The sequence below is a fragment of the Falsiroseomonas sp. HC035 genome (genome assembly GCF_050563525.1).
Classification (GTDB): domain Bacteria; phylum Pseudomonadota; class Alphaproteobacteria; order Acetobacterales; family Acetobacteraceae; genus Falsiroseomonas.
In genome coordinates, this window is the sequence record NZ_JBNXUN010000002.1 from 602,352 (window position 1) to 625,614 (window position 23,263).

16 protein-coding genes are annotated in these 23,263 nt (G+C 71.8%); 8 read left to right on the forward strand and 8 right to left on the reverse strand.

What is annotated here, in order from left to right; all coding sequences use genetic code 11:
• Window positions 1–2: 2 nt before the first annotated feature.
• The 6 genes from ACLF3G_RS07375 to ACLF3G_RS07400 are packed head-to-tail and all read right to left on the reverse strand — an operon-like array spanning window position 3 to window position 6,752.
• Window positions 3–917, reverse strand: a complete 915-nt coding sequence (locus ACLF3G_RS07375) for an XrtA system polysaccharide deacetylase (RefSeq protein ID WP_430668697.1) — start codon at window positions 915–917, stop codon at window positions 3–5.
• Complete coding sequence (locus ACLF3G_RS07380; protein WP_430668698.1) at window positions 914–1,882, reverse strand: AAA family ATPase; 969 nt, start codon at window positions 1,880–1,882, stop codon at window positions 914–916. Before ACLF3G_RS07380 ends, ACLF3G_RS07375 begins: the two co-directional genes overlap by 4 nt.
• Before the next feature lie 10 nt (window positions 1,883–1,892).
• Window positions 1,893–3,623: a TIGR03016 family PEP-CTERM system-associated outer membrane protein gene (locus ACLF3G_RS07385; protein WP_430668699.1), complete on the reverse strand. Its 1,731-nt coding sequence runs from the start codon at window positions 3,621–3,623 to the stop codon at window positions 1,893–1,895.
• Between the two features lie 49 nt (window positions 3,624–3,672).
• Window positions 3,673–4,623, reverse strand: a complete 951-nt coding sequence (locus ACLF3G_RS07390; protein WP_430668700.1) for a hypothetical protein — start codon at window positions 4,621–4,623, stop codon at window positions 3,673–3,675.
• Window positions 4,620–6,122 carry an XrtA system polysaccharide chain length determinant gene (locus ACLF3G_RS07395; RefSeq protein ID WP_430668701.1) on the reverse strand — a complete coding sequence of 501 codons (1,503 nt, stop codon included), beginning with the start codon at window positions 6,120–6,122 and terminating at the stop codon, window positions 4,620–4,622. Before ACLF3G_RS07395 ends, ACLF3G_RS07390 begins: the two co-directional genes overlap by 4 nt.
• A 3-nt stretch (window positions 6,123–6,125) precedes the next feature.
• The gene (locus tag ACLF3G_RS07400) at window positions 6,126–6,752 is read right to left on the reverse strand and encodes an XrtA/PEP-CTERM system exopolysaccharide export protein (protein WP_430668702.1); all 627 of its coding nucleotides are present in this window, start codon (window positions 6,750–6,752) and stop codon (window positions 6,126–6,128) included.
• A gap of 332 nt (window positions 6,753–7,084) precedes the next feature.
• Here ACLF3G_RS07400 and ACLF3G_RS07405 point away from each other — a divergent pair, with 332 nt between their 5' ends.
• The 7 genes from ACLF3G_RS07405 (at window position 7,085) to ACLF3G_RS07435 (ending at window position 19,711) form a co-directional block, all read left to right on the forward strand.
• Entirely contained in the window at window positions 7,085–8,452 is a 1,368-nt protein-coding gene (locus tag ACLF3G_RS07405) for an exopolysaccharide biosynthesis polyprenyl glycosylphosphotransferase (RefSeq protein WP_430668703.1), read from the forward strand.
• 37 nt (window positions 8,453–8,489) lie between these two features.
• Entirely contained in the window at window positions 8,490–10,562 is a 2,073-nt protein-coding gene (gene prsK, locus ACLF3G_RS07410; protein WP_430668704.1) for an XrtA/PEP-CTERM system histidine kinase PrsK, read from the forward strand.
• Window positions 10,559–11,938, forward strand: coding sequence for a PEP-CTERM-box response regulator transcription factor (gene prsR / locus ACLF3G_RS07415; RefSeq protein WP_430668705.1), 1,380 nt, complete (start codon window positions 10,559–10,561; stop codon window positions 11,936–11,938). The genes prsK and prsR overlap by 4 nt, the downstream gene beginning before the upstream one ends.
• A gap of 15 nt (window positions 11,939–11,953) precedes the next feature.
• Window positions 11,954–14,743, forward strand: a complete 2,790-nt coding sequence (gene prsT / locus ACLF3G_RS07420; protein WP_430668706.1) for an XrtA/PEP-CTERM system TPR-repeat protein PrsT — start codon at window positions 11,954–11,956, stop codon at window positions 14,741–14,743.
• 9 nt (window positions 14,744–14,752) lie between these two features.
• On the forward strand, window positions 14,753–16,060 hold the full coding sequence (locus ACLF3G_RS07425) for a putative O-glycosylation ligase, exosortase A system-associated (protein WP_430668707.1): 1,308 nt from the start codon (window positions 14,753–14,755) through the stop codon (window positions 16,058–16,060).
• Between the two features lie 169 nt (window positions 16,061–16,229).
• The gene (locus ACLF3G_RS07430; RefSeq protein WP_430668708.1) at window positions 16,230–17,624 is read left to right on the forward strand and encodes a glycosyltransferase family 4 protein; all 1,395 of its coding nucleotides are present in this window, start codon (window positions 16,230–16,232) and stop codon (window positions 17,622–17,624) included.
• A complete protein-coding gene (locus tag ACLF3G_RS07435; RefSeq protein ID WP_430668709.1) occupies window positions 17,621–19,711 on the forward strand; it encodes a hypothetical protein in 2,091 nt (696 codons plus the stop codon). Before ACLF3G_RS07430 ends, ACLF3G_RS07435 begins: the two co-directional genes overlap by 4 nt.
• Before the next feature lie 114 nt (window positions 19,712–19,825).
• Here the strand turns inward: ACLF3G_RS07435 and ACLF3G_RS07440 are convergent, their stop codons facing one another.
• Together ACLF3G_RS07440 and ACLF3G_RS07445 are read right to left on the reverse strand one after the other, a co-directional pair.
• A complete protein-coding gene (locus tag ACLF3G_RS07440) occupies window positions 19,826–20,812 on the reverse strand; it encodes an FkbM family methyltransferase (protein ID WP_430668710.1) in 987 nt (328 codons plus the stop codon).
• Window positions 20,809–21,840, reverse strand: a complete 1,032-nt coding sequence (locus ACLF3G_RS07445; protein WP_430668711.1) for a glycosyltransferase — start codon at window positions 21,838–21,840, stop codon at window positions 20,809–20,811. The genes ACLF3G_RS07440 and ACLF3G_RS07445 overlap by 4 nt, the downstream gene beginning before the upstream one ends.
• Before the next feature lie 234 nt (window positions 21,841–22,074).
• On the opposite strand from ACLF3G_RS07445, the gene ACLF3G_RS07450 reads away from it, so the two are divergent.
• Window positions 22,075–23,169 (forward strand): NAD-dependent epimerase/dehydratase family protein, encoded by a 1,095-nt coding sequence (locus tag ACLF3G_RS07450; RefSeq protein ID WP_430668712.1) that lies wholly within the window; start codon window positions 22,075–22,077, stop codon window positions 23,167–23,169.
• Window positions 23,170–23,263: the final 94 nt, after the last annotated feature.

Consider the following 23,263-nt stretch of genomic DNA (forward strand, 5'->3'; position numbering starts at 1 on the left):
GCTCAGCTCGCCATCGCGCGCAGCGGGGCAAGCTGGGCAGGCTGCATGATCTCCGCCGCAAAGACATCCGCCATGCGGCCCCAGGCGAAGTCACGTAGCAGCCGGTCAAGCCGGGGGCCCATGCTGGCAAGGCCCGTATAATGCCGGAAGCGCGACAGCGCGCGGGCCTGGAAGACACGCGGCTGGTCCGGGTCCACCTCCCACGGGTGGAAGTAGAAGATGCCGGGCCGGCCTTCCTCCGCGTTCACGCGTTGCAGCCCGGCGCGGAACAGCGCGTAGGGTACCAGGCGGAACCAGCCACCCCCGGAACAGGGCAACGTGCGGCGGAAGGCGCGCACCGTGGTCATCGGCAGCTCCACAACGCCATCCGGATGCGGACGGTAGGGGCCGCGCGGCGCATCCGGCGCGCCGTACAGGTCGTGCCGCACCGGGAAGATGGAGGAGGAGTAGTGGTACCCCTCCTCCGCCAGGATCGCATGCGCCCACGGCGTGCGCGGGCCGATCGAGAAGGTCGGCGCGCGGTAGCCATGCACGGCGACGCCGCCGGCATCCTCCAGCAGCGCGCGGGCGCGGCGGATGTCGGCGCGGAAGGCATCCGCGCCGATCCGGCTCACCAATTCGTGGCCGTGGCCGTGGCTGGCCAGTTCGTGGCCGGCCGCGACGATGCGCCGCACCAGCGCCGGGTAGCGCTGCGCCACCCATCCGAGCGTGAAGAAGGTACCGCGCACGCCGGCCTCGGCGAAGCGTTCCAGCACCTGTTCGGTGTTCGCTTCCACGCGGCAGGACAGCCAGTCCCATTCCTCACGCGGGATCGCGTCGGCGAAGGCCTGGACCTGGAACCAGTCCTCGACATCCACCGTCATGGCATTGCGCAGCCGCGCTTTGGGCGGCGGCAAGCCGAGTTCCTGGACTGTCACCGGTGCATCCTCCGCCCGCCACCGAACAGTTCCGCCATCTGCTGGAACACCCGTTCGCGGCGGGCGGTCAGGTTCTCCAGTGCCTCGATCCGGTTCTCGATATCACGCAGAACCACGCCCGAATCTGCGCCCGCATCGCCGAAGAAGGCGTTGGCCATGCCGCCGCCCAGGTCTTCCTCCAGCTCGATCGCGGTCGCTTCCACCAGCGGCACGGTCAGCAGCGTCGCGCGTTCCAGCGCGGCGCCGAGCAGCACGCGCGAGCACAGGCGGTTGATGCGACGCGGAATGCCCTCGCTGTGCCGGTGCACCACGTCAAGCGCGCCGGTGTCCCATTGCGGGTTGTCCTGCCAGCCCACCGCGCGCATGCGGTGTTCAATGTAGGCGTGGGTTTCCTCGCGCGACAGTGCGCCCAGGTGGTAGCAGGCCAGCACGCGCTGGCGCAGCTGGTCCAGATCCGGGCTCGCCAGCGTGCGGCGCAGCTGTGGCTGGCCGAGCAGGATGGTCTGCATCGGCGCCGCACCGCCTTCCGTCACGTTGGACAGCATGCGCAGTTCCTCCAGCGCCGCCGGCGCCAGCGCCTGCGCCTCGTCGACGATCAGCAGGAAGCGCCGGCCGCCATGGCGCAGCGCCGCGCTGATGCTGCGCAGCACCGCGGCCTTGTTGCCTTCCGGTTCCGCTCCGAAGGCATCCGCCACCAGGCGCAGCAGGTCGTCGCCGGCCACCTGCGTGGTGCTGACGCGGGCGACGGCGAAGCCGGTGGGGTCGAGCTGCCCGCACAGGCGCTCGACCAGCGTGGTCTTGCCGGCGCCGACCTCGCCCGTCACCACCACGAAGCCTTCGCGCTGGGCGATGCCGTAAAGCAGGTGGGCATAGGCGCGGGCGTGGACGGAGCTTTCGTAGAACAGCCTGGCGTCCGGCGTCATCTGGAAGGGATGCGCGCGAAAGCCGTAGATCTCGTCTAGCATCGCGGGCCTCCTAGAATGTCTGGCGTAGTCCGATGAGCATGAAATTCTGTGTCGAGCGGCCGCCGGTCCCTGAATTGTCACGGGTATTGCGGCCGAATTGCAGCTGGCCGGTCAGACCCTCGCGAAGTTGCTGCACGAAGGTCAGGCCGATGCTGGAAACGGTGCCATCGCCGAAGACATCGCTGCTGGTGCGCCCATACTGCACGAAGGCCACAGCCTCCGTGCTTTCCGAAAGGCTGCGGGCCCAGGTCAGGCTGCCGGAGGTCCCGGTCTGGGCAAAGTTGCTGCCACCGACCGCGACGGAGATCGGCGTGCGCTCCTCACGCCGCACTGTCAGCGCGAAACGGTCGCGCGGCCAGGCCTGGGACAGGGTGGCGGAGGCAGTCTTCACACGGTTCAGGCTGTTCTCCGCACCCAGGAACGATCCCGTCAGGGGCCGCGTCGCCGGCAGCCCGGTGCGGAGGTCGACGGGGTTGCCGAACTGGTCCAGCGTCGTCGTCGTCAGCAGGTCGCCCGCCTCCAGCGCCGAATTGCTCAGCCCCTCGCTGTATTGGGCGGAAATCCGCGTACGGACGCCGACCTGCACCGCGGCGTCGAGCGACGCCGAGTTGAAGCCGTTGCGCCGGCCGTAGCGCAGCGTGATGGTACCACGGTCGGTAACATCCACCCGAACGCCGACGGACCACACCGGTTCGTCGATGTCGACGCCGGGATTGCCGCCGTAGCGCTGCTGCTCGTAGCCGACCTCGCCCAGCACATAGAGGCCCCGCAGGATCGCGTAGCGCGCCTCCACCGTGCCGATGCGACGATAGGCTTCGTCCAGCACGCCCTCGCCGATATACTCGGTGGCCTCCAGCCGGCCTTCCATGGCCAGCCGCCCGAAGGCGGGGCCGGTGCGGACCACGGCGTAGCCCTGGTGCGCCTCGTAGGACTGGCCGACGTTGAAGACCTGCCCGTTCGGCCCCTGCACCAGCGAATTGCCGGACTGGTCCACATTCAGGTAGGCGTAGCCGATCTGCATCGTCGCGGTGTCGCCGAAGCGATGCACGATGTAGGGCGAGACCTGGAAGCTGGTGGTCTGCAGCCGGTCGTCGTCATCCGTCACCAGCCCCGATTCCGGCGCCCGGCCACCGCTCGAACTGCGGACGGCGGATTGCCCCCGCAGATCCAGGTAGGCGAAGCCCGGCACCAGGGTGACCAGCGCGGCGCCGTTGAAGTTGTGGTCGATGCGGTTCTGGTCCGAGTTGTCGGCGTAGAAGCGCGCGCTCGGGCGATAGTTCAGCACGCCCTGGAGGCGTGCGGTGTCCGCGGAGATCACGACGCCGGGCGTCACGGTGGTGATGACGTCCGAGGATTTCCGGTTGGGGCTGTTGAATACGTTGTCCGTCGCCAGTGCCTGCACCTCGATGCTCGGCGTGATGGTGAAGGCGCGTCCGGGTTCGGCGACGGAAGGCTGGTCGCCGGTGATCGGGAAGCCGAAATTGCCCAGGCGGATCTGCGGCGCCGTATCGGTGGGCGGCAGCGGCAGGCCATCCTCGCCGCGCGGCAGTGCCGCGGCGCGCGCCGAAGGCAGCGAGCCCACGCCGGTATCGCCCGGCAGCGGCGGTGTGGCGGCATCGCCGGCCATCGGGGCCAGGGACAGCGCCAGCGCCGCCGCCATGAAGCTGCGCGGGCCCAGCGTGAAGCCCGGCGCCGGAAGCGGAACGTCACGGCGGGTGGCGCTGCGGCCGAAGCGGATCATTGCGGCGCCGTCCGGCGACACACGTGCGGCCCCACGGCCGCGCTGGGAGTTACGCATCATTGGCCGCCGTGGTCTCACCGAAGCTGTCATCGCTGCTGATCCGGCTGCGGTTCAGCACAAGTTGCAGGACCGGGCAGGCCTCCAGCACGTCGAGCGCGGCTTCCACCGCGTCCCGCTGGGTTTCCTCCGCCTGCACCACCAGCAGCACCTGGCCGACCATCGCGGCCAGCGTCGGCGCGTAGGAGGAGGCGAGGGCCGCGGGCGTGTCCAGCACGACCACGTGGCGCGGCAGGGCGAGTGCCACGGCGCGCAGGGCCGCGGCCAGCGCGGTGCCGCTCGGCGCGCCCTGACCGGCCAATCGGGCACCATGCGGCAGCACGGACAGGCCGGGGATCGCCGTGCTGCGCAGCAGCAGGGAGATCGGCTGCGTCGGATCCTGGGCCAGCGCGCGCAGGCCGGCCTCCCCGCTGATGCCAAGACGGTCCGTCAACGCATCGCTGCTGCCGTCCACATCCACCAGCACCACCGCCTGCCCGGTGCTCGAGGCAATGCTGCAGGCCAGGTTGAGGCCGATGAAGCTCTTGCCTTCCTCCGGCCGCGCGCTGGTCACCATCACCAGCTGGCGGCAGGCGGCGCTGTTGCGCACCGTCTCGACCGGCGGGATGGCGCGCAGCACCTGGTTCTGGATGAGCAGCAGTTCCTCCGCCAGGCGCGACCGCGTCTCCGCCCCCGGGTCGAAGGACAGGCCCGCGCTGCGCAGCGCGTCCATTCCGATGGCCGGCGGAGCGCCGGATGGCGACGCCACGGGCGGGATGCCGAAGGCGTCCGTGTTCGGCCGCGGCGGCAGGGTGAAGTCCGCCGTCCCGCCGTTCGGGGCCAAGCCGCCGGGGGCGCCGGGGGCGAACGCGTCAGGCGCCAGGGTGTCGCCGCCACGCAGCGGCCCCATCGCCGCCACCGCGCGTTCCGCGAGGTGGCTTCTGGGTGCAGTCAGGCCGGTCATGCCAACATCCTTGCGATGAGGCGGGGCGCACCCGCGAGAACCGCGCCGAAGGCGAGGAACAGCATGGCCACGCCGCCGGCGAAGCCGAGGCCGGACAGCGCCGCCATGCGGCGCCGGGGCGCGGTGATGGCACCCAGCACCGGCAACCCGATGCGGCGCAGGTCGGCCACCGTGTAGAAGCTGCGGTCGAACTGCATCAGCAGCAGCACCAGGCCGACGCCGGCGCCGAGGCCCACGACCAGCACGCCGGCCGAGAACAGCAGGCGGTTCGGCGCCACCGGCTGCGTCGGCACCGTCGGCGGGTCCACCACCTCGAGCCGCACGCGTTCCGAGTTGTCGCGAGCCGCGCCGGCTATCTGGAGGGATTCGCGACGCGTCAGCAGTTCCTCGTAGTTGTTGCGCAGCACCGTGTAGTCACGGTCCAGGTTCAGGAACTGCGCCTGGACCTGCGGCGCGCTGCGGGCGATGTCATCCAGGCGTTCCACCTGGACCAGGCCCTCGCGTTCCTGCCGCTCGAGCGAGGCGATCTCGGCATCGGCATCGACCAGCCGCAGCCGCATCAACTCCAGCGCCTGGCTCTCGCGCGGCGCGGCGGCACGGGGACCACCGCCGCCGCCGCCACCGCCACCACCCGCGCGGAGCGAGGCCACCAGGCTCTGCGCCGCGCGCACGTCCGGGTGCGCATCGGTGAAGCGCAGCTGCAGGTCGGCCAGCACGCGCTGCGCTTCCTGGAGCCGCGGATTGCCGCCGCCGCCGAGCACCGGGGCCGGCTGCGCCGCCGCGGTATCGAGCTGCAACTGCGTCAGTTCGCGCCGCCGGCGTGCATCCTCCAGCTGTCCCTGCACCTGCGCCACCCGGGCGCGCGCGGCCTCGAGCCGGGAGACGCCACCGAGGGCCGCGTTGGGCAGGATGTCCATGTACTGGGTCTGGAACTCGGCCCGGCGTCGTTCCGCCTGGCGCAGCTGCACCTCGTAGGAGGCGATCTGCTGGTTCACGAACTCGCGCGCATTGTCCATCTGCTGGCGGTCGGTGACCGTCGCCGCTTCCATGAACAGGTTCAGCGCGGTCAGCACCACGTCATGGGCGATCTGCGGGTTCTGGTCGCGGTATTCGATGCTGAACAGGTTGCGCGTCTGGGTCCGCATCTGGATGTCGCGGGCCAGGTTGGTCAGCAGCTGCTCACGGGCTTCCACCGTGCGTGCGCGGGCCTCGAGGCCCGTGCGGTCGATGATCTTCTCCAGGTTCGGACGGCTGAGCAGCGTGCGCTGCAGCGTCTCCACCTGCCCGGCCGGGGAGCTGTCGATGGCGATGCCACGCAGCAGCAGGCCGAGGATCGCATCCGCGTCGGCATAGATGCGGGTGGTCGAGGCGTACTGGTTGGGGATCGTCGCGACCCCCGCCCAGCCGGCCAGACACACCACCCAGGCGAGTGCCAGGGCCTTCCAGCGATGCCGCGCGCCAGCGGCGAGGGTGCGGCGCAGAAGCGCATTCAGGTTCATGGTTCAGAACCAGCCTTGTGGGATGACGAGGGTGTCGCCCGGTTGCATGGCAACATCCTGGCTGATGTCGCCGCCACGCAGCAGGTCGTCGAGGCGCACCGGGATCACCTGCGCGTCACCGCCACCGGGCGGGCGGCGAACGATCTCGGCGCGGTTGCCGGCGGCGAAGCGGGTCAGGCCGCGCGCGTTGATCATGACATCCAGCACGCTGAGGCCTTCCCGGTAGGGGATCGCCAGCGGCTGCGTCGCCTCGCCGATCACGCGGATCTGGCGGCTCGGCTGGCCGACGAAGGACTGCACCATGACGGTGACATTCGGCTCCCGCACATATTCGCGGAGCTGGCCCTCGATGGCGCGGGCGAGTTCGGTCGGCGTGCGGCCGGCGGCCTGCATGTCGGGCACCAGCGGCAGCGAGATGCGGCCATCCGGGCGGACGGGCAGGTTCGGCGCGCTGAGCTCCGGTGCACGGTAGACGAAGACGGAAAGCGTGTCGCCTGCGCCGATCTGGTAGCCGGAGGTCGGCTGCGCCGCCTCGGGCGGCGGCAGGCTTGGCGCGGGCGCCGTGCATGCCGCGAGACCAGTCGCGAGAAGCGACAAGGCCGCGATCCCTGCGAAGCGGATACTGTTCATGCCGGATGCCCTTGGCTGGAGTGAACTGCGGACACGTCAATCCGGAGGGTTTCCCCGACGGTACGCGCCGCATGACAGCGGGATCGATACAAAACGCTGCGCCGCAACGCCACCTAAAATTCAAGTACGCTTATTTACGCTTAGATCAATCAAAATACACCGGAAGCAATGTTAGCAATTTTCGGGGTCGAAAACAGGGGTGCATTTTTGCAGAGCGAAAGTTTGTCCAATTTATGCCTAAATCATCTCATTTACAATCTTTTGTGATTATTATTCGGATCACATGATGTCCGCGTTTGCCGCATTATGCTTCCCGACGAGGACATCTCCCCATGACAAATCTGTTTGGCCATTCGGTTCGATCTGAAATCCTTGCGCTGTGCCTCTGGGAGGCGGGCGCCGTGTTCCTGGCGGTCTTCGCCCTGCTCGCCGGCGCCGGCCCCTTCGGCACTTCCGAAGGGCTGGCCGCCGCCGGGTTGCTGGCGGCCACCACTGCGACGGTGGTGATGCTGGTGGCGGGCGCCGTCGGCCTCTATGAGCCAGGAACGCTGGCCGGGCTGCGCGCCACGCTGGTCGCCGGCCTGACCGGCACCGTGATCCTGCTGCTGCTGGCGGTGCTCGCGCTGCAGTTCACGGATGGCGACACCGTCAGCCCAGTGCAGCGCCATGCGCTGGTCTCCGTGATGCTCGGCACGGCGGCGGCCATCCTGGTCACCAGGCTGGGCTTCACGCTGCTGCGGCCGCCGCTGCGGCGGGTCGCGGTGCTGGGCGGCGACGCACCTGCGGACCCGTCGGCGATGGGCGCTGGCGAGGCGGCCGACAGGCCGCCGGCCGATCGCGGCTTCCAGCCCTTCGAGGTGACGCTGGCGCTGCCGGTGGGGGAGGCACTGACCCAGGCCCTGCAACGCGGCCGTCTGCGCGCCTGGCGCATCTGGGCCGTGGTGGCGCCGGGGCGCGCGCCGGTCTCGGCGGCGGTCCGGCAATCCTGCGCCGCGGCCGGCCTGCAGGTGTTCACCCCGGCCGAGTTCACGGAACACGGCCTGCGGCGGCTGGACCTGGAAAGCCTGCAGCCGGGCTGGCTTGCCGGTGCCAAGGCCGCGCATACCGGCCGGATGGAAGCGGCATTCCGGCGCGGCCTCGACATCACCACCGCGGGCTCGCTGCTGCTGCTGACCCTGCCGCTGCTGCTGCTGACCATGCTGGCCATCAAGCTGGATAGCCGCGGGCCGGTCTTCTACCGGCAGGAACGCGTCGGGCTGAACAACCGCCCGTTCATGCTGTTCAAGTTCCGCAGCATGATCACGGATGCGGAGGCCGGCGGCGTCGCCCGCTGGGCGATGCGGGGCGACCCGCGGGTGACGCGCGTCGGCCGCTTCCTGCGGCTGACCCGCATCGACGAGATCCCCCAGGCGCTGAACGTGCTGCGCGGCGACATGTCCGTCGTCGGCCCGCGCCCGGAACGGCCGACCTTCGTCGCCCAGCTCGGTGAGATCATCCCGCACTACAACGACCGCGCGGTGGTGAAGCCCGGCATCACCGGCTGGGCGCAGGTGAACTACCCCTACGGCGCCTCGGTCGAGGATGCGCGGATGAAGCTGTCCTACGACCTTTACTACGTGCGCCGCCGCAGCCTGCTGCTGGACCTGCTGATCCTGCTCGGCACCGTGCGCGTGGTGCTGTTTCAGGAAGGCGCGCGCTGATGCGTGTCGCGACCGCACCGCGGCGCGGGGGGGAGCCATGACCACGGGCGCGTCCCCGCTGCTGCACGGCGCGGTCGCTGTGCTGTGCCTTGGCTGGGTGGCGCTGATCCTGGTCTGTGGCCGGGGCCGCGCCGGGCTGCTGCTGGCGCTGGCCAGCGTCGCCGCTTCCGCCTGGGCCGCCGCCGTCGCCTGGCAACCGGAGACGCCACTGACCGGCCTGTCCGGCGCGCTGGAGATCGCGCGCAGCGCCACCTGGCTCGGCGTGCTGCTGCTGCTGGGATGGCGGGTCGGCGGCACCGCCGCCCGGTCGCTGTCGCTGCGCTTCGCGCTGGCCGGCGTGGTGCTGGTGCTGGGCGGCCTGGCGGCGCTGTTGCCGGGGACGCCGCAGCCGGAAGGCCTCGGCTCACCCAGCCTGCTGGCGCGGCTCGGCCTGGCGCTGCTGGTGGTGGTGGTGGCGGAGAACCTGCTGCGCAATGTCGGCCGCGCCGTACGCTGGCACGTGATCCTGCCCTGCCTGACGCTAGGCGCGCTGTCCGCCTTCGATGTCGTGCTGCACGCCGATGCCGCACTGCACCACAGCTACGCGCAGGCCATGCTGGATGCACGGGCGGTGCTGACGGCGGTGGCGCTGCCGCTTCTGGCCATCGCGGCCGCCCGCGACCGCCGCTGGCACCGGGACCCGCCGGTGTCGCGGCAGGTGGTGTTCCACGGCGCCACGCTGGTGATCGCCGGCACCTTCCTGACCGGTGTCGGCGCGGTGGGGGAGGGCCTGCGGCGACTCGGCGCCGATTGGGGCCAGGCAGCGCAGATCAGCCTGCTGGCCGGGGCGCTGCTGGCGGTCGCTGTCGGGGTTTCCTCCGCCTCCATGCGGTCGCGGCTGCGGCGGCTGGTGGTGGATCACTTCTTCGCGGCGCGCTTCGATTACCGCGCCGAATGGCTGCGCTGCGTCGCCACGCTGTCGGCGCAGAACGCCGAGGCCGAGCAGCGCGCCATCACCGCCATCGCGGACCCGGTGGACAGCCCGGCCGGGCTGCTGCTGCTGCGAGACGCCCCGATGACGCCGCTGCGCTGGGCCGGATCGTGGAACCTGCCGGCCAGCGCCATGGTTCTGGCCGCCGGGCATCCGCTGCTGCAGGCGACGGAAGACGGCACCCGCATCGTCACGCAGATGCCGGGCGACCTGGACCCCGCGCTCGGTCCGATCTGGATCGCCGTGCCGTTGCGCCACCACCGGGACGGGCTGCTCGGCCTGGTGCTGCTGGCGCCGCCGCGCGCGCCCTTCCGCCTGGACCAGGAGGCCTTCGACCTGCTGCGCGCCGTAGGGCGCGAGGTGGCGCTGTTCCTGGCTGAACGCCGCGCGGCGGAGCGCCTGCACGACCAGCGCGCGCTGGCGGAACATGCGAAGCGCTTCGCCTTCGTGGCCCATGACGTGAAGAACGTGGCAAGCCAGCTGACGCTGGTGCTGGCCAATGCCGAGGACAACATCTCCGACCCGGACTTCCAGCGCGACATGCTGCTGACGGTCGGGGCCGCCGCCACCCGCATCAATGCGCTGATCGCGCGCCTGCGCGCGCCGGACGCCGAAGCGTCGGCGTCCGGCCTCGCCACGCCCGGCATCGCGGCGATCACGCCAACGGCGCCCGGCGGCCCGGCGATGGCCACCGAGCCGGCCGAGACGCTGCAGCGCGTGCTGCGCGACGTGCCGCATCCGGTGCAGTTGCTGGCGGAGGATCGCGTTCCACGCATCCAGATCCCGCCGGAGGATCTCGAGGCGGCGCTGCGCCATCTGCTGGACAATGCCGCGGAAGCCTCGCCCCCCGGGGTGCCGGTGACGGTGGAACTGCGGCGGGAGGCCGGATGCGTGGTGATCGACATCATCGATCGCGGCCCCGGCATGACCCCCGATTTCGTCCGCGACCGCCTGTTCCGCCCGCTGGTGTCCGGCCGCGTGGGCGGCAACGGCATCGGTGCCTGGCAGGCGCGCGACCTGCTGCGCGGCGCCGGTGGCGACCTGCTGGTGCTCAGCACCCCCGGCACCGGCACCACAATGCGCCTGACCCTTCCCTGCCCGGCTTCGGGCCAAGACATCTTCGAGGACATCGCGGCATGAGCAAGCCGAAGCTGCTGGTGGTGGAGGACGATCCGGGCCTCTGCGCGCAGTATCGCTGGGCCTTCCCGACCTGCCGCGTGGTCATCGCCAACGACCGCAAGCAGGCCGAGGCGATGGCGAAGCGGGAGGAGCCGGCCCTGGTGCTGCTCGACCTGGGCCTGCCGCCGGATGCGGAGGGCGTGGCGGAAGGCTTCGCCACCTTGGCCGCACTACGTGCCATCGCCCCCGGCACGCCCATCATCGTCGCCAGCGGCCAGGGGCAGCGGGAGACGATGCTGCGCGCGGTTTCGCTCGGCGCCTACGATTTCTGCGAGAAGCCGGTCGACCTCGACGTGCTGCGCACCATCATGGATCGCGCGCTGCGGCTGCGCGCGCTGGAGGAGGAGAACCAGCGCCTGGCCGCGGCGCCGCGCCCGAGCCCGATCGCGGACATCATCACCGCCGACGAGACGATGCTGAAGCTGTGCCGCAGCGTCGAGCGCCTGGCGACGGTCTCCGTCCCCGTGCTGATCCTGGGCGAAAGCGGCACCGGCAAGGAAGCCCTCGCCCGCGCCCTGCACACCCTCGGCCCGCGTGCGTCGAAACCGTTCATCGCGCTGAACTGCGCGGCGATCCCGGAGGCGCTGCTGGAGAGCGAGCTGTTCGGCCATGAGCGCGGCGCCTTCACCGGCGCGGTGCGCCAGGTGACCGGCCAGATCGAGGCGGCGAATGGCGGCACGCTGTTCCTCGACGAGGTCGGTGACCTGCCGATGTCACTCCAGGCCAAGCTGCTGCGCTTCCTGCAGGACCAGGTGGTGGAACGCGTCGGCGGGCGGACAAAGATCCGTGTCGACGTCCGCGTGGTCTCCGCCACCAACCAGCCGCTTGAGGAACACGCGGCCGGTGGCCAGTTCCGGCAGGACCTGCTGTACCGTCTGAATGCGCTGACGTTGCGCGTGCCGCCGCTGCGGGACCGTGGCGACGACGTGCTGCTGCTGGCGCGCTGGTTCCTGGCGCGCTTCGCGCAGGAGGCGCAGCGCCGGCTGCGCGGCTTCGACGACGGCGCGCTGGCCGCTATCGCGGCGCATGGCTGGCCCGGCAACGTGCGCGAACTCGGAAACCGCATCCAGCGCGCGGCGCTGATGGCGGAAGGCCCGCTGGTCGGTGCCGCCGACCTGGAGCTGGCGGTGCCGGCGACCGACACGGCGACCGAGGACCTGGACCTGCGCGCCGCCCGGGCGCGTGCGGAGCGCGAGATGATCGGCCGTGCCCTGGCGCGCGGCAATGGCAGCCTCTCGGCCGCCGCGCGGCTGCTCGGGATCAGCCGGCCAACGCTCTATGACCTTCTCGAAACGCATGGTCTGACGCCGCAGCGCGCCGACCCGACCCCCAGCTGACCGGAACCCCCCATCATGGCCCGCCGCACCCTCGCGCTGCCCGTTCTCGCCCTGACCGCCCTGATGGCGGCCGCGCCGCTTGCCCAGGCCCAGCAGGGCCACCCGTCGCAGGAACGGGCGCGTGCCGCCGCCGCCCGTGGCGAACTGCGCGCCGCGCAGATCGAATGGCGCAACGCCGTGCGCGCCCTGCCGGATGACCCGCAGATCCGCGCCGCGCTGGCCCGTGCCAGCCTCGACCTCGGCGATGGCGAGACGGCGGAGCGCGAGGCGCGGGCGGCGCTGGAGCGCGGGCTGGACCCGGCCGCCGGCACCGCGCTGCTGGTGCGCGCCTACCTGGTGCAGAACAAGGCGCGGGAGCTACTGGCGGACTTCCCGCAGACGGAAACGCCGCCGGCCGCCGCCGCGCAGGTCGCCGTCGGACGCTCCATGGCGCAGCTGCTGCTGCGTGACATCCCGGCGGCGCGACAGTCCGCGGAACTCGCGGAACGCCTGGCGCCGGAGGCGATGGAGCCCGGCATGGCGCTCGCGGAGGTGCTGCTGGCGGAAGGCGATCGCGCCGCGGCCGAGGCGCGCCTGGACCGCCTGCTGGCGGCGCACCCGACGGCCAGTGAGGCCCGGCTGCGCCGCGGAACGCTGCTGCTGGAACGCGGCGCCGTGGCTGAGGCGATCGCCAGCTTCGGCCAGGTCATCGAGCGCAACCCCGGCGATATCCCGGCCCGGCTGCGCCGCGCGGAGGCGCTGCTGCGGGCCAATGATGCCGCCGCCGCCGGGCGCGACCTGGACGTGGTGCTGACCGGCGCGCCGAACAGCGCGACCGGCGTCTACCTGCGCGCCATGCAGCTGGCCAGCCAGAACGACTGGGCCGGTGCCGATGCCGCGTTGCAACGCCTCGGCCCGCAGGTCACCAATTTTCCGGACGGGCTGCTGTTGCAGGCCCTGGCCAAGGGCGGGCTGGGCCAGGCGGCGCAGGCGGAGGATGCGGCCCGGCGCCACGTGGCGCGCAACCCGGATGACCCGCGCGGCGCCAAGCTGCTGGCCAGCATGGCGATGGCGGCCGGACGGCACGAGGAAGCCGCCGCCGTGCTGTCCCGGGCGACGCAGAACCGGCCGCGCGATGCGGTGCTGTACGAGGCGCTGGCCCGGGCCCAGACCGCAGCCGGCCGCCCGGCGGAGGCGGTGCCGGCGATGGAGGAGGCGGTGCGGATCGCCCCCGATGACCCGGCGCTGCTGACCCGGCTGGGTGCCGCGCGCATGGCGGTGGGCGACAACGCCGGGGCCGAGCAGGCGGTGCGGCGCGCACTGGAACTCGGCCCGCCCCAGGCTGGGGCGCGGGAGATGCTGGTGGCCGGCGCCATGGCGCGCGGCGACCTGGAGGCGGCCGCCGCCGAGATGGCGAAGCTGGACGAGGCCGCGCGCCGGGGCGAAATGGCCGGCGTGCTGGAGGGCACGCTGCGGCTGCTGCGGCTGGATCTTCCGGGCGCGAAGCAGGCCTTCGAGCAGGTGGTGGCGCGGCACCCCGGCAGCGTCGGCGGCCGGCTCGGCCTGACCCGCGTGCTGGTGCAGCAGGGCGCGGTGGCGGAGGCGGTGCCGCTGCTGGCCACGGTGCTGCGCGAACAGCCCTCCAATGCGGAGGCGCTGTCGCGGCTTTCCACCCTCGCCCGTGCCGAAGGGCCGGTGGCGCAGGCGGCGTTGGCGGCGATCGCCGGCGTGCAGGCCTCGCGGCCGGCCTCGGCGCCCCTGGCGCTGGCGCATGCGAATCTGCTGCTGCAACGGCGCGACCCGGCCGGCGCGCTGGCGGTGCTGGACACCCCTGCGCTGCGCGGCCAGCGCGGGGCCGCGCTACCCCTGGCGCGGTCCGAGCTGCACGCCGCGGCGGAACAGTTCAGCCTGGCGGAATCCGCGGCGCGGGAGGCGCTGGCGGAAGACCCGACCTCGGTCGCCGCGCGCCGGCAGCTGGCGGCGCTGCTGCTGCGCGGCGGCGACAAGCGCGGTGCGGAGACGCTGCTGCGCCAGGGCCTGCGGGAGAATCCCGGCGAGCCGGTGCTGCAACAGGCGCTGATCGGGCTGCTGCTGCAGGATGGCGGGCAGGAGGCGGCGCTGGCCGAGGCGCGGCGCCGGTCCACCGCGCCCAACGCGCCGGCCACCGCGCAGGCGCTGCATGGCGACCTGCTGATGACGCTGCGCCAGCCGCAGCAGGCCGCGGAGGCCTATGCGGCGGCGCAGGCGCGCGCCCCCTCCGGCACCCTGGCGGTGCGCCTGGCCGGCGCGTTGCAGGCAGCGGGCAAGGCCGCGGACGCGGAGCGCGGGCTGGCGGCATGGGTCGCGGCGAACCCTGGCGATGCGGTGGCGCTGAACCTGCTGGCGCAGCTCGACCTGGTGGCGGGCCGCCTGCCCCAGGCGGAACAGCGGCTGCGCCGGGTTGTCGCGATGACGCCGGAGAATGCCGTGGCGCTGAACAACCTGGCCTGGGTGCTGGGCGAGCAGGGGGAGGCGAAGATGCCGGAGGCGCGCGCCTTCGCCGAGCGCGCCTACTACCTGTCCCCCAACGTCGAGACGGCGGACACGCTGGGCTGGATCCTGGCGCGCAGCGGCGAGACCCGGCTGGCGGTGGAGTTGCTGCGGCGCGCCATTGGCCCCGGCAGCCAGCCTGGCGCGCGCTACCACCTGGCCTATGCGCTGCACCAGGCGGGCGAGCGCGCCGAGGCGCTGGAGGTGCTGGCCCCGGCGCTGGCCGAGGGCACCGCCTTCGGCGAACGCGCGGCGGCCGAACGCCTGCGCGCCACCCTGACCTCCTCTCCGCGGTGATCCACGACCATGCGTGATGCAGTCCTCCTCATCGCCATGCTGGCGCTGCTGCCGATGTCGTTCTTCAAGCCCTTCGTCGGCGTGCTGCTGTGGTGCTGGATTTCCTTCATGAATCCGCACCGGCTGGTCTACGGCTTTGCCGGCAGCGTTCCCTGGGCGGCGCTGGTGTTCATGGCGACCGTCGCCGGCTGCGTCCTGTCGGTGGAGGCGCGCAAGCCGGTGTTCAACGCGGTGACCTGGCTGCTGATCGCCTTCCTGCTGTGCATCACGATGACCACGGCGATGGCGATCGCGGCCCCGGACGCGGCCTGGGCCAAGTACAGCCAGGTCAGCAAGGTCATCCTCGGCCTGCTGCTGACGAGCTTCCTGCTGACCGACCGCTGGCGCATCCACGCGCTGGTCTGGATCATGGTGATCTCGGTCGGATATTTCGGCGTGCGAGGCGGCATCTTCGCCATCATCACCGGCGGCAGCTACCGGATCTGGGGGCCGCCCAACACCATGATCTCGGACAACAACCATCTGGCCGCGGGCATGCTGGTGACGCTGCCGCTGATGAACTACCTGCGGCTGCAATCGCGCCACCACCTGATCCGCCTCGGGCTTGCCTTCGCCATGGGCCTGACGCTGCTGGCGACCGTCTCCACCTACTCGCGCGGCGCGCTGCTGGGGCTTCTGGCGATGCTGGCCGTGCTGTGGTGGCGCAGCCAGCGCAAGATCGTCGCCGCCATCGTGCTGCCCTTCGCGCTGGCCGGGGCCATCGCCTTCATGCCGCCGGCCTGGACGGAGCGGATGGAGACCATCGGCACCTACGAGCAGGATGGCTCCGCCACCGGCCGGCTGGTGCTGTGGGGCATCTCGTGGAAGCTGGCGGTGCAGAACCCGCTGACCGGCAGCGGCTTCACCGGGCCGTACAACCAGCGCGTGGTGGATACGGTGGAGTTCGGCGGCCCTGCCCGGGCGGTGCACAGCATCTGGTTCGAGCTGCTGGGCGAGCACGGCTTCATCACCTTCTTCGTCTGGTCCGGCCTTCTCGTTACCGGCGCGATCTACGCGCAGATGATGGTGGCGATGGCGCGCAACAGGCCGGAGCTGAGATGGGCCTACGACCTCGGGCGCATGTCGCAGGTCTCACTGGTCGCCTACGTGGTCAGCGGCACCTTCCTGTCGCTCAGCTACTGGGACTTTCTGTGGACGCTGCTGGTGGTGATCGGGGCCGGCTACGGCTTGGCGCGGCGCCAGATGAACCCGGAGGTGCAGCCGGCGTGGCGCCAGGCCGGCGCCGCCGCGGCGCAGACGGGATGGCGCACGGCATGACCCTCGCACATCCCATGGCAATTCTGACGAAGGAGCCGCCGCATGGACGGCATCTATTTCCTCTGCATGCTCATCGGCATCGGCTGGCTCTGTGCCTGGGCGGCACAGGACAAGCCGATGAAGGGAAACATCTGGTGGCCATTCGACATGATCGAGGAGGGCGCGCCTGATGCCGCCGGACCAGACGATTCTGACGGGTCCGGCCGCGCCGCCCGCGCCGGCGCCGCTGCCCGGAAGCCAAGCTGGCGCAGCCTCGGCGCATTGCCCGGCCGCCGCCCCGCCGGCGCCTTCGCCCGTGAAGCCACCCCGAAGCGGGAGCCGGCCGGGCCACGCTGGCGTGCTGCGCCTGCTGACGTTCAGCACCCTGTACCCCAACGCGGCGCTGCCCAATCATGGCGTGTTCGTGGAAAATCGCCTGCGGCACCTGGTCGCCGGCGGTGAGGCGACCAGCACCGTCCTGGCGCCGGTGCCGTGGTTTCCCTTCGGCACGGGGCGCCTGAGCGCACGGCTGCCGCAGCGCCTCGGCACGAAACTGAAGGTCTGGGGCCGCTTCGCCGCGGTGCCGGCGCAGGAGGTCCGGCACGGGCTTGTGGTGCACCATCCGCGCTATGCGGCGCTACCCGGCATCGGCATGCTGACTGGCCCTGCGGCGCTGCACCTGGCCGCGCGCGCCGCGTTGGCGAAGCTTCTGGCGGAAGGCCACCGCTTCGATGCGATCGACGCGCACTACGCCTATCCGGATGGCGTCGTTGCCGTCTGGCTCGGGCGGGAATTCAACCTGCCGGTGGTTGTGACGGCGCGTGGGTCCGACATTTCGCAGCTGCCGGACCACCGCCTGCCGCGCCGCCTGATCCAGCGCGCGATCCGCGACGCGGATGCGCTGATCGCGGTCAGCGTCGGCCTGAAGGACGGGCTGGTGAAGCTCGGCGCACCGGCGGGCAAGGTGACGGTGCTGCGCAACGGCGTCGACCTCGAGGCGTTCCGGCCGATCCCGGATGGCGACCCGGAGGACCGCGCTTCGGTGCGGCGCGCGCTGGGCCTCGGCGCCGGCCCGCTGCTGGTCTCGGTCGGGCACCTGATTCCGCGCAAGGGGCACGACCACATCATCCGCGCCATGCCGCTGCTGCCCGGCCACGCGCTGATGGTGCTGGGCGATGGGCCGGAACGCGATGCGCTGGCGAAGCTGGCGCAGGACCTCGGCGTGGCGGACCGCGTGCACCTGCTCGGCGCCAGGCCCCATGCCGAACTGCCGCGCTACTACGGCGCCGCCGATGCCCTGGTGCTGGCTTCCAGTCGCGAGGGCTGGGCGAATGTCCTGCTGGAAGCCATGGCCTGCGGCACCCCGGTGGTGGCCAGCCCCGCCTGGGGCAGCCGCGAGGCGGTGCGCAGCATCGCCGCCGGGGTGGTGATGGAGGAAACCACGGCGGAGGCGATCGCCGCCGCCGTGCGGCGCCTGCTGCTGCTGCACCCCGGGCGGGCTGCGACGCGCGCCTATGCCGAGGGCTTCGGCTGGGGCGAGACCACCGCAGGCCAGCTGGCCGTTTTCCGCGAGGTACTGGCATGAGTGTGACAAGGCGTGGGCTGGGTGCGCTGGGAGCCGGCCTCGGGCTGCTGCCGCTGATGCCGCGCGACGCCGCGGCGCAGTCCGCTGTGGTGATGATGGAACCGATGCCCTGCCTCGACCGGCAGGGCGACATCGTGGCGCTGCTGCTGGAGGGCAGCGGCGCGCCGGCCGGCGCGGTGGTCACCTTCGGACAGGTCTTCAAGGCCGGCGACCTGCCGCGCGGCGCCGGCCTGGTCGCCCGCCTGGCGGATGGCACCGCCCTACCGGTGCAGGCGGATGTGCTGAACCGGCATGAGGACGGCTCCGCCCGCTTCGCCGTGCTGGCGCTGGCGGCGCCGCAGGTCGGCCGTGGCAGCCGCGCCGGCGTGATCCTTTCACGTGGCCGCGCGGCGCAGGCGCGGGCCTTCGACGTGACGCCGCTGATGGCGCGCCGCAGCATCACCATCGAGCTGAACGACCAGGCCATCGACCTGATGGCGCTGCTGGCGGAGAGCCTGGCCCGGCGCGGCGCGCGGCCGTTCCAGTCCGGCCCGCTGGCGGTGCAGATGCGGGTGGTGACACCGGTGGATGTGGGCGGCGTGACCTCCCTGCGCATGGTCTCCGACGTGACGCTGCGCGCGGATGGCGAGCTGACGGTGGAGCTGTGGATGCGCAATGACGGCGCCATGCGGCCCGGCGGCGGCGCGGTGGGCTACCGTGTGCGCGTGCTGCTCGACGGGCAGGAGGCGATGGCCGCCGAGATTCCGCGCCACCACCAGTACACGGCCTGGGGCCGCCTGATGCACACCGGCGCCCCGGTGCCGCTGGTGCGCCCGGACCCAACCTATCTGGCGGAGGCCGGTGCGACCCCGCGCTACGACCTGACCACCGGCGTCGCGGCCGGGCTGCTGGGCACCATGGCGCGGCAGATCGGTAGCGAGGACTGGGCGCAGCCGTTCAATTCGCGCGGGGTGTTGCGGGCGATGGGCAGCGGCGGCGGTCGCCCCGACATCGGGCCGATGACGCAGTCGCAGGCGGCCTGGCTGATCACGGGCGACCCGCGCGCCGCGATGCATGCGATCGGCCAGGCCGAGGCCGCCGGCAGCATCCCCTGGCACTACTGGGACACCGAGGCCGGCCGCTGGATGGATACGCGCCGCTGGCCGCGGCTGTGGACCGACCCGCGCGGCGGCCCGCCGCCGGGTGGGCTGGCGCAACGCATCTCGGGTGATACCGGCTGGTCGCTGGCGGCCTCGCACCAGCCCGACCTGTCCTACCTGCCCTGGCTGCTGACCGGCCGCCGCGCCTTCCTGGACGGGCTGCAGGCGCAGGCCTGCTGGTGCGTGATCGGGCGCTGGCCGGCGCCCCGCGGCACCGCCGGCCGGCCCGGCGTGGCGGAGGGCGTGAACGTGGTGCGCGGCAACCAGGTGCGCGGCTCCGCCTGGTCGCTGCGGACGCTGACCAACGCCGCCTGGGCCAGCCCGGACGAGGACGCGACGACACCCTGGCTGCGCGAGACGTCGCAGGCCAACTGGACCTGGGTGCGCCAGCAGATCCCGCGCTGGACCCAGGCGCAGGGCGAGGCGCATGGCTGGATTCCCGGCGAATACGGCGTGCGCGGCGCCCTTCCGCCCTGGCAGCAGGACTATTTCGCCGCCGCCGCCGCCGCCGCCGCGCGGCAAGGCAGCCCGGATGCGCGGGCGGTGCTGCGCTGGATGGAGAATTTCCTCGCCGGCCGCTTCCTGGCCGGCCGGCAGGGCTTCCCGCCCAACGATGGCGCGGCCTACCTGCTGGCCGTCAACGCCGATGCCGAGGCCCGCAACCCGTTGAAGACCTGGGCCGCGATCGGGGAGGCGACGCGCTCGGGCAACCTGTCGAACGGCGATGGCTGGAGCAAGACGCAGGGCGACTACGCGCAGCTTGCGCTGCAATCCCTGGCGCAGGTGATCGACGTGACCGGGTCCGAGGATGCGGCGCGGGCCTATGCCTGGCTGTCGGAGGCCGATGCCCCCTACACGCGGGACGAGGATTACCGCCGCAATCCGCTGTTCAACATCGTGCCCCGCGGAAAGCCGCGCGTGCCGAGCCGGGTGATGCGCTGCCGGTAGCCAGTGCGCACTCGGCACCTGAGGGAAGGCGGCTGGCGAAGCCGGCCGAGACCGCTGATGCGGCGAGCCAAGGCCCCGGAGGGGCCGCCCGGCGCCTGAGGGCCGAGCAAATCCTCAATTCACCCGGCGGAACACCAGGTCCACCAGCTCGCCCGGCCGCCGGTCGAAAGGTCGGGCCCGGGTGGCGACTGGGGCGATGTAGAAGCGGGTGTCGTAGCGGTTGGCGATTTCGAAGGCGGTGAAGCCGGCTTCCGCGAACATCGCCAGAAGCGCGTCCATCGAGCCGCCGAAGCGCGCCAGCGCGGCGGGGTTCAGCTCCAGCAGGATCTCCGCATCCGGCCGCAACCGGGGCAGCAGCGGCGCCAGGCCGCGCAGCACCAGCCATTCGGCGCCTTCGACATCGATCTTGATGAGCCGCGCCGAGAGCAGATCCGCCTCCGGCACGATCCGGCCGAGCGGCCGGCCCTCCACCACCGCCTCCCGCACCGCGCCGAGGCGGGTGGCTTCCGACGGCACGATGGTGGTGCCGCCGAGGTTGCTGGCGTCGTGCAGGAAGACGGTGACCGGCCCGGGCGCGTCCGTCGCCGCCATGTTGTAGGTGCGGATGTTCCAGGCGGCATTCGCCTCGATGTTCCGGCACAGGCGGTCGTGGATGAAGGGCGAGGCTTCCACGGCATGCACGCGACCATGCGGGCCGACCAGATGCGCGGCGAGCAGAGCGTGTGCGCCGACATTGGCGCCGACATCCACCACCACGTCGCCCGGCTTCAGCGCGGCGCGGTACAGCGCCGTGATCCCCGGCTCCCAGACGCCGAAGAAATACATGTAGGCCTGGATCAGGTCCGGCAGGTCGCCCTCGAGCCGGGCGCCGAAACGGGTGCGGGCCACAAGGCCCATGGGCCGCCACAGGATGTAGGGCCGCACCAGGCGGTTCCAGAGCAGCGCCTTGCCGAAGCGGAAGGGCATGCCGCGGAAATAAAGCATCAGGCCGAAGCACAGCGCCCGCAGCGCGGCGTCCTTCGCCCGCACGCCGCGCGGCGTGGCCAAGGCCTGTGCCTGTGCCTGTGCCGGTACGTGGAGATGGTCGCGCGTCGTGCTCACGAGGCCTTCCGCAGATCGTCTGGGTGGGTGTCCTGTTGCGGGGCGCGCACCACGAAGCTCTCGGCCTTGCTGTAGCGGCCAGGATCGACGCGGCCGCGGCCGGTCCACAGCCGCAGGAACAGGCTGAGTTCGCCAACCTCGCGCGGATCCAGCATCCAGGCGCGCAGGGCCAGGGCCAGCGCGGGCATCCGGCGTCCGGCCAGCAGGTTGTTCACCGCCAGGCCCTTGGTGGCGCTGTAGCGGGCCCAGTGGATCTCGCGCCGGAAATCCCGCAGCAGCGGGTCGCGCGCCGCCGCGGCGTGCTGGCGCAGGGAGGCCGCGCGCAGGCGGGCGGAGCTCGAGGTCAGGCTGGGCCGGCCACGGCGCCATGCGTAGCCCGGGACGTCCAGGTAGTGCAGCGGCGTCACAGTGGACAGCCGTGCCATCAGGTTCTGGTCCTCGCCATAGACCAGGCCCTCGGCGAAGCCGCCGATGCGCTGGAGCAGCGCGCGGCGGGCCAGCATGGCGCCCAGGTGCATCCAGAAATTGCCGAGCATCAGGCGCGTCAGTGGTGGGCCGGCATGGCGGCGAAGCCCGGGGCCCAGCTCCGCGCCCGTCGCCGCCGGCAGCATCGGGGCTGGCTCAAGCTCACCATCCGGGTTCAGCCAGGCATGCGCGCTGCCGATCCAGCCGGCGTCCGGATGCGCCGCGGCGACGCCGCGGAGCCGATCGAGCTGCCCCGGAAGCCACAGGTCGTCGGCATCGAGGAAACCGACCCACTCCCCGATCGCCACGCTGAGGCCCAGGTTGCGGGCGCTCGCCGGGCCGCGGTTGCGCGGGCTGCGCAGCAGCAGTACCCGCCGGTCGCCCTCCGCCAGCGCCGCCAGGGCCGCCCGGGTCGCCGCGGAGGGCGAGGCATCGTCCACCAGGATCAGCTGCGCGACGCCCTCCGCCGATGCGGCGGAGGTGGCGGACAGAACCGAATGGGCGGCCGCGCGTAGAAGCTCCGGCGGCGTGTCATAGACCGGGCAGACCAGGCTGATCCGCATCGCAGGGTCCTTTCCCCAAGATACACAACCGGCAGCATCGACCAATTCGAGGTTTTGGACAGTCAAAACGCGATCAAATTTAATACATGAGAAAAGATCAACCATAATTTACGTTGAGCGTAAATCCTATAAACAGATTGCAGCTTATCAAGAACCTGCGAACCAATAATTCGACCCGTCTCTTTGTCCTGGAATTGGAGTATTGGTGCCGCAGGGAAACAGAGCGGTAAATCGGTGGCAACATTTCTCGTGACGGGTGGCTGCGGCTTCATCGGATCGCATCTCTGCGCGGCCTTGCTGGCGCGCGGCGATCGGGTGCGGGTGCTGGACGACCTCTCCACCGGCTCTCGAGCCAACCTGGCGCGGGGGGCGACGCTGACGGTCGGCAAGGTGGAGGACCCCGAGATGGTGCGGGATGCCATGGCGGGGGTGGACGGCGTGTTCCACCTGGCGGCCATCGCCTCCGTCGCGCGCTGCACGGAAGCCTGGCTCGACACGCATCGCATCAACCTGTCCGCGACCATCGCGGTGCTGGACGCGGCGCGCACCGCATCACCGAAGGGTGGCCCGGTGCCGGTGGCCTACGCCTCCTCCGCCGCCATCTATGGCAAGCCGGAAAGCTGCCCTCTGGAGGAGGATGCGCCGGCGCGGCCGCTATCGGCCTATGGCGCCGACAAGCTGGGCTGCGAACTGCATGGCCGCGTCGCCGGCCTGGTGCATGGCGTGCCGAATGTCGGGCTGCGCTTCTTCAACGTCTATGGCCCGCGCCAGGACCCGCGCTCGCCCTATTCCGGCGTCATCTCCATCTTCTGTGAGCGGCTGGTGCGCGGGCAGACGGTGTCCGTGCATGGCGATGGCCTGCAGACGCGCGACTTCGTCTATGTGGCGGATGTGGTGGCGGCGCTGATGGCGGCGCTGCCTGTGGCATCGACGGATGCGCCGGTCTTCAACGTCTGTACCGGCCAGCCGACCACGCTGCTCGACCTGCTGTCCACCATCGGCCGGGTCTGCGACACGGCGCCGCGCATCGCGCATGAGGCGCCGCGGATCGGCGACATCCGCCATTCCGTCGGCTCCGCCCGCCGGTCGCAGGAAGCGCTGCGGCTGCGCGCGCCGGTGACGCTGGAGGCCGGCCTCGCGCAGGTGGTGGCCTGGTTGCGGGCCGGCAGTCCGGCGCTGGTCGGGCTGCGGCCCTCGGCCCCGTCCCGCCCGCGCGCGGCTCAGCCCGCGAGCCAGCCCAGGATCGTGGCGAACAGCAGCCAGGAGGCGATGGAAAGACACAGGATCACGGCGATGGAGACGCGCCGGGACCAGCGGACGGGCACCTAGCGGGCCCTTCCGCCCGCATCGTTCCTCGCCATGGCCCGATGCCGCACCGCCTGCGCCTCCCCGCCGTTCGTCCCGCGGAGCGTGATCCCGTTGC

Bases quoted from the DNA above. Each gene is read 5' to 3' on its own strand.
- ACLF3G_RS07380 (WP_430668698.1), bottom strand. From the start codon at position 1,882: ATGCTAGACGAGATCTACGGCTTTCGCGCGCATCCCTTCCAGATGACG.
- ACLF3G_RS07385 (WP_430668699.1), bottom strand. From the start codon at position 3,623: ATGATCCGCTTCGGCCGCAGCGCCACCCGCCGTGACGTTCCGCTTCCG.
- ACLF3G_RS07390 (WP_430668700.1), bottom strand. From the start codon at position 4,623: ATGACCGGCCTGACTGCACCCAGAAGCCACCTCGCGGAACGCGCGGTG.
- ACLF3G_RS07395 (WP_430668701.1), bottom strand. From the start codon at position 6,122: ATGAACCTGAATGCGCTTCTGCGCCGCACCCTCGCCGCTGGCGCGCGG.
- ACLF3G_RS07400 (WP_430668702.1), bottom strand. From the start codon at position 6,752: ATGAACAGTATCCGCTTCGCAGGGATCGCGGCCTTGTCGCTTCTCGCG.
- ACLF3G_RS07405 (WP_430668703.1), top strand. From the start codon at position 7,085: ATGACAAATCTGTTTGGCCATTCGGTTCGATCTGAAATCCTTGCGCTG.
- prsK (WP_430668704.1), top strand. From the start codon at position 8,490: ATGACCACGGGCGCGTCCCCGCTGCTGCACGGCGCGGTCGCTGTGCTG.
- prsR (WP_430668705.1), top strand. From the start codon at position 10,559: ATGAGCAAGCCGAAGCTGCTGGTGGTGGAGGACGATCCGGGCCTCTGC.
- prsT (WP_430668706.1), top strand. From the start codon at position 11,954: ATGGCCCGCCGCACCCTCGCGCTGCCCGTTCTCGCCCTGACCGCCCTG.
- ACLF3G_RS07425 (WP_430668707.1), top strand. From the start codon at position 14,753: ATGCGTGATGCAGTCCTCCTCATCGCCATGCTGGCGCTGCTGCCGATG.
- ACLF3G_RS07430 (WP_430668708.1), top strand. From the start codon at position 16,230: ATGCCGCCGGACCAGACGATTCTGACGGGTCCGGCCGCGCCGCCCGCG.
- ACLF3G_RS07435 (WP_430668709.1), top strand. From the start codon at position 17,621: ATGAGTGTGACAAGGCGTGGGCTGGGTGCGCTGGGAGCCGGCCTCGGG.
- ACLF3G_RS07445 (WP_430668711.1), bottom strand. From the start codon at position 21,840: ATGCGGATCAGCCTGGTCTGCCCGGTCTATGACACGCCGCCGGAGCTT.